The organism is Candidatus Kryptonium thompsonii (assembly GCF_001535985.1).
GTDB lineage: Bacteria > Bacteroidota > Ignavibacteria > Kryptoniales > Kryptoniaceae > Kryptonium > Kryptonium thompsonii.
On sequence record NZ_CZVS01000065.1, the window covers coordinates 1 to 9,513 of the forward strand.

Sequence of the window (9,513 nt, forward strand, 5' to 3'; positions counted from 1 at the left end):
CCCCATCTAATTTTAATATTTCACCCTCAAGATAAGTTGACGACGCCGAAGAAAGCCCTTCAACGGGAATGGTTATTTTTTGAATGGCGACATCATAACCAATTGACTTTACAGATTGAACTACCTCTTTAAGATTTATTGGTTTATTCGGATCAATTTCAAGTGTAGCTTTTTCTGTCACGAGATTTACTATGGCATTTTTTACCCCCGGAAGTTTCAACAGGCTGTTTTGAACCTTTAAAACGCAACTGGCACAACTTATCCCAACAATTGGGATATCTATCTTTATAAGATTGCTCTCTTTAAGTTTTTCAATATCTCTGCTTTCTTCTCTTGTCATCGTTTCCCGTTGAAATTGTGCTTTTTTCAAATTTAAATTTTCGAGCACAAAAAATCAAATTCAAAAATTTACAATTTTAAGCTAGTTAAAATGAAAAATCTAAGCTCGTGCTTGCATTGGTCAGGGGTAGGATGACAATGGTGTGTAAATTTTTTTTAAGCCAGTAATTTTTTAAATTTTAAAAACGATGCGATGAAAAAACATAAATTCGTTTGTGATGAAAAAATTTTTAATTCTTCTCCTTCTACCTTCTTTAATTCTCGCTCAAAAACCGCAGGATAATCGGGCAACCAACATTGGTAGAATTGGACTTGCTGTAAATTCATATGGTCAGATCGGTAACGGCTTCAATCCATCTTTTTGGCCATCTCAACCCTCATGCGAGTTTCCTATAAAACCTGTTAGAACAAGAATTGAGCATCTCTTCAACGGTGGGCTGTGGGTTGGAGGATATGGAAAAAGTGGGTTAAGCGTTACGACCGCCACGAATGACAGACGCTTCTCAAGTGAATTTACACAGCCCGTGGATCAAGGTTTATATGAACGTTCAAGTTTACTTGAATCAAGATATTACAGCCCAGATGCGATAAGTCATCAAGATTTTTACTGCGACTTTACAGATACAAACACGATAAATCCGTTAACAGGTGAACCAATCTCAGGGCATAACCCGCTTGGTGTTTCCGTTCATTTTGAAACATATGCGTGGCAATATTCAATTGCTGATAATTTCGTCATTTTAAATTTCACGATAAAAAATGTTGTCGATGTTCCCATTGAAAGTTTGTATGTTGGTCTCGTCACTGATCTTGTCGTTAGAAATACAAATTACAGGTTTCCAGCCGAAGGTTCAGTTTTTTATTCTGGGACAGGGCTTGGTTATATTGATAGTTTAAGACTTCATTACGCATTTGATGCTGAAAATAGGCCATCGGATGGTCCAACTGATAACTATATTGGTATAAAACTTCTTGGGGTTGACCCTTTGCTTGGTGGTTCACTTGATAGTTTGAATAATTATACAGTTTATCAAGTGTGGCAATTTAGAGCTAGCACAGGTGACCCCGATTTAATATCCCCAATAAATGACCAGCAAAGATATGATAAAATGAGATTTCCATTTCCAGCGGTAAAAATTTCAGATTTGAAACGCCCTGGAAATAGATACACACTTTTATCCGTTGGACCTTTCCCAACTTTACAGCCTGGTGATTCTGTTAAGGTTGCATTTGCTGTCATTTGTGCTAAAAAATATGGAACTGATCCGCAGACTGACGATACACCGCTGAGCAAAAAACTCTTAATTGAAAGTGCTATGTGGGCTCAGAAGACTTATAACGGCGAAGATAGAAATGGGAACGGCATTCTTGACCCAGGCGAGGACCTTGATGGCGATGGCAAGATAACAAGATTTATCTTCCCAACAATACTTCCACCACCAAAGGTAAGAGTAATCCCAGGAGATAGAAAGGTTGATATATACTGGGATAAATCGGTTGAAGATGTGATTGATCCTGTTTTGAATAAAAAAGATTTCGAAGGATATAGAATTTACATGACAAAACACGGTTTTGACATTGGATATGTTAAATCTGGCGAGGACCCTTATATTTTGCTTGCCGAGTTTGATAAACCAGGTAATGATGTTGGTTTCAACACTGGATTTGGAATGATAAAACTTTCGGAGCCTGTAACATTTCCTGATGACACAGTAAAGTATTATTACAAATTCACAGTTCAAAACTTACTTAATGGCTGGCAATATATTTTCGGGGTTGAAGCGTTTGATGAAGGCGATCCAGTAAACAACATCCCAAGTCAATCAAGCATCAGGGTTTTAAAAAGAGTGGTGCCAGGGTCGCTTCCAACATCAGATAAATCAAAAGAAGTTGGGGTTTATCCGAATCCATACTATGCAAAGGCAATATGGGATGGTTCAGGCGGTGAACGAGAAAGGAAAATTTATTTCTACAATTTGCCGAGAAAATGTGAGATAACAATCTACACGCTTGCTGGTGATATAGTTGATAGATTTATTCATGATGCGGATACATACAGTGGAACTGATATCCAGTGGTTTCAAGTTTACGGAGATGGAACGCAAAAATTTTCAGGCGGAGAGCACGCATGGGATTTGATTTCAAAATATGACCAAGCAATTGCAACGGGACTTTATCTTTTTACGGTTAAGGACCTTGAAACAGGAGAGATCAAAAGAGGTAAGTTTGTAATAATCAAATAAAAATAAAAAGGTGAGAAAAATGAGAGTTATTGCATTACTTTTAATTGTGGGTATAGCATTTGCACAAAGCCCTTTCCCGCTTATCCCAATACAGGAAATTCAATGGGTTCATCCCGACTCATTGAGAAAAGCAGATAGTTTGCAAGCAGCTGGAGTTGCTTTCAACGCTACCAATTTCCCACACTGGATTGAGGATTCAAGATACTGGCATGTTCCGCCACTTTCAGCAACTCAATATGGAGATACTTTCACAGTTGTCGGAATAGTTATGAACAAACCACAGATGTATGCGCTTGGGAATAGGTATGCAGTTTTTATACAGGACACAAGCGGTGGACCATGGAGTGGTATAATTGTTCTCGCGAATGATACTACATCATCAGCAACGCAGGCGACGGGAATTCAAGTTCTTGATACTTGTTAAAATTGTTGGTAGGGTTGAGGAATTTCCAAACGCTTCAAGCACTGGATACACTGAGTTATTTACAGTCATACCAGATCCACGAACAGGACAAATAATTCCAATTGAAGTTCTTGATTGGAAATTAAGCCGACCAGAACCTGTTGAGGTAAAAATTTCGGATTTTGTGAGGGGAAACGCTTCTGCAGGAGGGCATCGAATTAATTTTTCTAATGGGGAACAATGGGAAGATGTGTATGTTGTAATAAAGAATGTTCGAGTTTTCAACCGCAGTGGAGTTGTTGGCGGACGATGGACCTGGTGGGTAGCAGATGACTCGGACAATGTGATGCAAGTTTATGATGGTTCAAAATATTTCAGAGGTGGAACTGGAGCATTTGATCCTAATTGGACTCCGCCACCAATTGGGACAAAGCTTGAATATATTCGCGGTGTCATAGTCGGGGTTGGTAGCGGCTATGCGATTACGCCACTTTATCCGGGTGATGTGAAAATTCTTTCCTATGCTCCGGAGATTAATCATGCTTTCACAAGCCCGCAGAAAAGAGAACCTGCTTTGCCATCAAGCAGTGACCCGGTTAAGGTGAGAGCAATTGTTAAAGTTACAGATCCTGAGCCCGGTGTAACTGTTGATACGGTTAAACTTCTTTACAGTGTAAATTATGCCAGTTTCAATGAGCTTTTGATGTCTAAGGTTAGCGGTGATACGCTTTGGGAAGGAATTATCCCGCCCCAAGCAAACGGTTCAGTCGTTAGATATTTCTTCAAGGCGATTGATTCAAAGGGGCAGTCATCTATTCTTCCCGGTGATACTTCGCAAAATATTTATTTCTACTTTGTGAAGGATGGTGAATTGAAGATAAAAGATTTGCAGTATACGATTTTGAGAAATGGAAACACTGGATTTTGGGATTTAAGAGTAAAAGTTCGCGGTATAGTGGTAGCGGATACAAGCGATTTCCCAGCAGAAGCAATACCAAATGCTGGAAGTAAAGACCAGTTAAGAGTGTATATTCAAGATGATACTTCCGCCTGGAGTGGAATTAGATTATATGGAAGTGCTTCACATATTGCTAAAAGGGGCGACAGCGTTGAAGTTGTTGGAATTGTAAGAGAGAGAAATAATGTGACCGAAATTGTCGTCGATTCCATTAAAATAATTACAAGAAATAGACCTGTTTATCCACCGGTTGTCGTAAAGACAGGTGAAGTTGGAAATAAACCCAACGGGACGGAGAGTTCAGAAAAATGGGAAAGCATGCTTGTTGAATTCAGAAATGTATCAGTTACCGATATCGATCCTGATAGAAATGGTGGAACATTTAGAGAGTTTGTCGTTGACGATGGAACAGGTCCTTGTAGAGTTAATGATGATGGCGCTTATAGGCTCAGCAATTATCCTCCGGATACATCTCTTGGGTTTAGAATACTTTATAAAGGGAATAAAATCAGTTACCTGCGCGGGATATTTTACTACTCGTTCGGAAACTATAAACTTGAACCAAGGCAAGATGATGACTTTGGGACGATAACGAAAGTTGAAGTTGCTTATAACTCCGAGATACCGGATAAATTCGAGCTTTTGCAAAATTATCCAAATCCGTTCAATCCATCTACTTACATTGAGTACAGGTTGCCGAGGCAATCTTATGTGACATTGAAAGTTTACGATGTACTTGGCAGAGAAGTTGCGACGCTTGTTGATGAGGTTCAAGGGGCTGGAACTTACAGAGTTAAATTTGAAAATAGTCAAATTTCAAGCGGAGTTTACTTCTATGTTTTGAGAGCTGGTGGATTCGTTGATGTTAAGAAGATGATGCTTTTGAAGTGATTTGAAGCTTTAGTGTGGGTTCTTTTTACATATTGAATAAAAAGGTTGGAGAGAAAATGAAGCTTAAATTTCTGATTTTCTCCGTTGTTTTAATTCTCGCTTATGGTTGTGTTAAGCATAAGGTAAGCGAACCTTATCCAAATGCAAAGCCAGAGACTTATATTTCTCTTTTCCCCGATTCATCTTTGAGTCAGTCGACGAGCAATTTAAAAATTCATTGGTGGGGGACGGATGAAGATGGGTGGGTGGTTGGCTATGTTTTTAGTTTTGATGGGAAGAATTGGTTTTGGACATTTAAAAATGACAGCGTTTTTAGACTACCAATTTTTGGACCTGATACGAGTTATCATTTTTGGGTTTTAGCTGTTGACAATACGGTGAAAGTTAAGTTTGAAGAAGGAAGCAAAGTTAATTTTGTCGATAAAAATGGCGATGGGTTTTGGAATGAAGGTGAAAGGTTTGAAATTTTTCCTGACGACTCTTACGACGATACGCCAGCGAATTTAGAATTTCCGATAAAAAATACTCCGCCGACGGTTGAGTTTGCTATGACTGGTGAATTTACAGGGACGCGACTTGATGTTCCTGATACAACTTTTCCAATTGTATCTTTTCAATGGATTGCATCTGACATTGACGGTGATAATACGATTTCTGAATTTTGGGTTGCTTTGAACGACACGACGAATTGGGTGAGGGTTCCGGGGCAATTTAGGTTTTTGACACTTCTTGCTGAGAATTTCACGCAGTCTGATAGCGTTGCGGACGCTCTTGTGATACCAAGTTCAATGCAGACACTTGGTCGCGCGCCTGTTCAAGGGACTTTAAAAATGAGATTAAATGCCAACAATGTCTTTTATTTAAAGGCTCGTGATGTTGCAGGCGCATTTAGTTCAACTATACGAATGCCATCCGAGGGTAAAACATGGTTTGTTAAGAGACCAAAAGGGAATCTTTTGATAGTTGCAGATTACGGTGTTGCTGATAATTCGATTAACTTTTATAAATCAATTTTTGATACGCTTGTCGGTGGAAATTTTGATGTTTGGGATTTAAGAGTTGGCGCAAGGTATCCAAGGCGTGGGAGTCTTGTTCCTCCATTCCCAAGGGTTGATTTTGCGGAAGTTTTAGCGAGGTTTTATAAGTATGTTTTTTGGGTTTCAAGTGACGAAACAAATTTCGATATAGCGGCGATTTCTTTGCCTAAGTTCAAGTCCGTTGGTGGAAAAACTTTGTTCTCATTCATATTGCCTCAAAGCACGACTCCCGGTTTCGATGTGGGGAAAGCATTGAGCGATCTTTCAGGTGTGGTTGATAGCGTCAGTTTGGCGCCGTTGACCGGTTTTGTTCCCAGTGGAACGAGAATTTTAAATTACAATCCAACAAATCCAAGCGAAACTTCAAACTATCCTGTTTTGGTGCGCGATAGCCCATCCGATAATCCCATTGATGGTGGTAAGATAGTTGCTTTTTTAAGGGCGCTTTATCCGTCGGTAAATGCGCGTTCGATTTACTGGCTTGAACCTCAAAGCGCGTGGGGTAATAAAAGTTTTATAGTAGGAGCGGAGTCAAATGATGGAAATTTTGTTCTTGTTGGCTTTCCAATATACAGGTTTAATGGTGGAACTAAAAATGCTGGCGAGTTCATCTACAGAGTTTTCAAAAACTTTGGTGCAACAAATTAACTAAATCAGAGGTGTAAGTAGAGATGAAAAAGATTTTAAAATTGACCGCACTGCTGATTTTATCTCTAAGTTTTATTCATGCCCAAGATAGAGGAAGAATAGTTGGTGTGATTGTCGATGCTAAAGCTGGTGAAGGTCTTCCTGGGGTAAATGTCGTAGTAAAAGGAACCTATTACGGGGCTGCCACTGGTTTTGATGGGAGATTTGAAATTAAAAATGTGAATCCTGGGACTTACACACTTGAGATTTCAATAATTGGTTACAAGAAGGTTACAATAACCGGTGTAAAGGTTACGGCAGGTGGAGTGACGGATTTAAAGACTATAAAAATGGAAGAGACAGTGTTAACTCTTGAGCAGGAAGTTGTCGTCATCGGTGAAAGACCACTTTTCAATATAGAGGAAACACAATCAAGGCGTACTATTTCAGCCGAAGAAATTCAAATTGCACCTGTTCAGAATGTGAAAGATATTGTAACTCTTCAAGTTGGCGTTGTTTATAGCGATGAAGGTGTTCACATTCGTGGTGGCAGGGCTTATGAAAGTGCTTATCTAGTTGACGGGGTTTCGGTTCAAGACCCACTTGCTGGAACGGGATTTGGTTTGCAGTTAAGTCCGGATGCAATCGAAGAAATAGAAGTTATAACTGGAGGATTTAACGCTGAATATGGCCAAGCAACATCCGGAGTTGTAAGAGTGAGAACTAAAGAGGGTGGGGATAAATTTCAAGGTAGATTTACTTATAAATTTGATCATTTCGGGCTTAACAGCAACTCCCCTTCGAATTTTAACACCGATATTTTTGAGTTTAATTTAAGCGGTCCATTGCTCAACTTTTTGCCTGGGAAGTTGACATTTTTTGCAAATGGAAGCGTTGGATTTTCAGATGGCTATACTTATGGCAGGACGGGGAAAAGGCCTGGGAGACTCTATTCATCCCTTTTTTCAGAATTTTTCGGAAATAGGTATAGTCCACGCTATACACCGCGGGCGGAAAATACTTATATGGGTTTGCTTAAACTAACTTGGAAACCTGCAACAACTTTCAAGCTTAATTATTCTTTCAGTTTCTCCGCAAGCGTAAATCAAAACACACGCTCACTTCAAATTACGCTTGAATATGTTGAGCCCGGACCCGGGTATCAATATGAGTTTCAAAATATCTTGTGGAACGCAAATGTTTACTCCCACATAAATTTGAATCATCAGATTGGCATTACGCATACATTAAGTGAAAAGACTTTTTACGAACTCAATTTAAGTAGATATTTCACTCGTTTGAGAAGCGATGCAAATGGTCTCGATTGGAAAAGTTATAAAGAGCCCCGCGATGTTCCGCAATTACCACCTTACTATTATAACACCGGAAGCGACACAATTAGATTAATCCCAGGCGATGGATTTTACGACACTGGAAATCCATTCACATGGCATGATCATTCGGTTGTTGAATACACAATCAAAGGTGACTTGACGCACTTTTTCAGCGAAAGGAATAAGTTTAAAACTGGATTTGAAATGAGCTTTCAAAGGTTAAGGTTTGTTGATATCTATCAGCCGTGGGTCCCACCTATGGGTTTAAATAATGACCTTTATGAAGTTAGCCCAGCTTTCGGTGCTTTTTATGTTCAGGATAACATAACATATAGTGGAATGATTTTGAATTTTGGTTTGAGATTTGATTATTGGTTCCCTGGGAAATTTGTTGATGACGCTGTGAGAAATCCCGAAGTTATCACAATTTCTGATGAGGCACGCGAAAGATATTTCCGCGAGACGTACAACTTTTTCGGTCGCAGATGGAAGGGGAGATTAAGCCCGAGGCTCGGGGTTTCACACCCGATCTCGGATAATCAAACATTGTTTTTCTCATATGGACATTTTTCTAAAAGACCACGCCCACAATTTGTTTATGCAAAGCTTAACCCTGTGACAGCAAGGTCAACTTTTCAAAAGTTTGGAAACCCAAATTTAAATCCTGAAACGACCGTTGCATACGAACTTGGTCTTAGAAATCAACTTTCCGAAAACGATGTTTTAACGATAACTGCATATTACAAAGATATCTTTGACTATGTCACAACAAAGCAAGCAAGGATAACAATTGCAGGACAACTTGGGAGAAGTTATATAACTTATGTTAATCTTGATTATGCGAGAAGTCGAGGGATTGAGATTGAATATAAAAAGAGAATAGGGCGGTGGTTTAGAGCTACGCTGAGTGGCTCGTATTCAATTGCAACTGGTAAAAGTTCCTCTCCAGACGAAGGTGTTCTCGCAATAAGAGGGGAGATTTACGAGAGCATCAAAGAGACTTATCTTGTTTGGGATAGACCTGTTCAAGCTTCTGCAATTTTAAACTTTTATGTTGATAAGGGCAAGGGAATTTTTGGAATTGGTAGGGGCGTGCTTGATAATTTTAATCTTTATTTGAGAGCGTTTTATCAGTCGGGTAGAAGATACACACCATATTATTTCACGGGAGATACGTTGTCAAATGGTAAGCCAGTTTATGTGCCTGATTTAAGAAATAGATACAGCAAAGTTGGAAAACCATGGTTTTGGGTTGATTTGACATTTGAAAAGTATATAAAGTTTGGCGGACTTGAGTTTACATTTATGGTTGAAGTGACCAATCTTTTCAACAATAAAAATTCTCAGATAATTAATCCTGTGACTGGAAGAGCTTACGAATACGGCGATCCAACACCTGTTGAATGGAATGATCCGCTTTATCCCGAACTTCAAGCTCCTGTGGATCCGTTCCCGTTTAATCCAGCAAGATATTTGCCACAGAGAAATATAAAACTTGGTTTGGCAATTAGATTTTAAAAGTAACTTTGATTTTCATTATGAGAAAACTCGTATTTATGTTCGCTCTTCTTAACTTTGCAATTTGCTCTGCATATGCACAACTGTTTCCAGCGCTTGGTTCACAAAGGGCAGGGATTTCGACAGCACAATTTTTAAAGATTGGAGTTGGAGCAAGGGCTGT

The 9,513-nt window shown here is 39.3% G+C and carries 6 protein-coding genes; 5 read left to right on the forward strand and 1 reads right to left on the reverse strand.

The window, feature by feature from the left end; translation table 11 throughout:
- Positions 1–340, reverse strand: a 340-nt coding sequence (locus tag AWW78_RS08670) for a cation transporter (protein ID WP_176696243.1), incomplete at its 3' end; no start/stop codon positions are given.
- A 217-nt stretch (positions 341–557) separates the two neighbouring features.
- Here AWW78_RS08670 and AWW78_RS08675 point away from each other — a divergent pair.
- From AWW78_RS08675 to AWW78_RS08695, 5 genes are read left to right on the forward strand one after another with little or no spacing between them, the layout of a single operon-like run.
- A complete protein-coding gene (locus tag AWW78_RS08675) occupies positions 558–2,582 on the forward strand; it encodes a hypothetical protein (RefSeq protein ID WP_047134921.1) in 2,025 nt (674 codons plus the stop codon).
- A 19-nt stretch (positions 2,583–2,601) separates the two neighbouring features.
- The gene (locus tag AWW78_RS08680; RefSeq protein ID WP_047134922.1) at positions 2,602–3,006 is read left to right on the forward strand and encodes a hypothetical protein; all 405 of its coding nucleotides are present in this window, start codon (positions 2,602–2,604) and stop codon (positions 3,004–3,006) included.
- Positions 2,948–4,834 carry a T9SS type A sorting domain-containing protein gene (locus tag AWW78_RS08685; RefSeq protein ID WP_082359569.1) on the forward strand — a complete coding sequence of 629 codons (1,887 nt, stop codon included), beginning with the start codon at positions 2,948–2,950 and terminating at the stop codon, positions 4,832–4,834. Before AWW78_RS08680 ends, AWW78_RS08685 begins: the two co-directional genes overlap by 59 nt.
- A 56-nt stretch (positions 4,835–4,890) precedes the next feature.
- Complete coding sequence (locus AWW78_RS08690) at positions 4,891–6,519, forward strand: hypothetical protein (RefSeq protein ID WP_047134923.1); 1,629 nt, start codon at positions 4,891–4,893, stop codon at positions 6,517–6,519.
- Between the two features lie 23 nt (positions 6,520–6,542).
- Entirely contained in the window at positions 6,543–9,350 is a 2,808-nt protein-coding gene (locus tag AWW78_RS08695; protein ID WP_047134924.1) for a TonB-dependent receptor, read from the forward strand.
- The last annotated feature ends 163 nt before the right edge of the window (positions 9,351–9,513 follow it).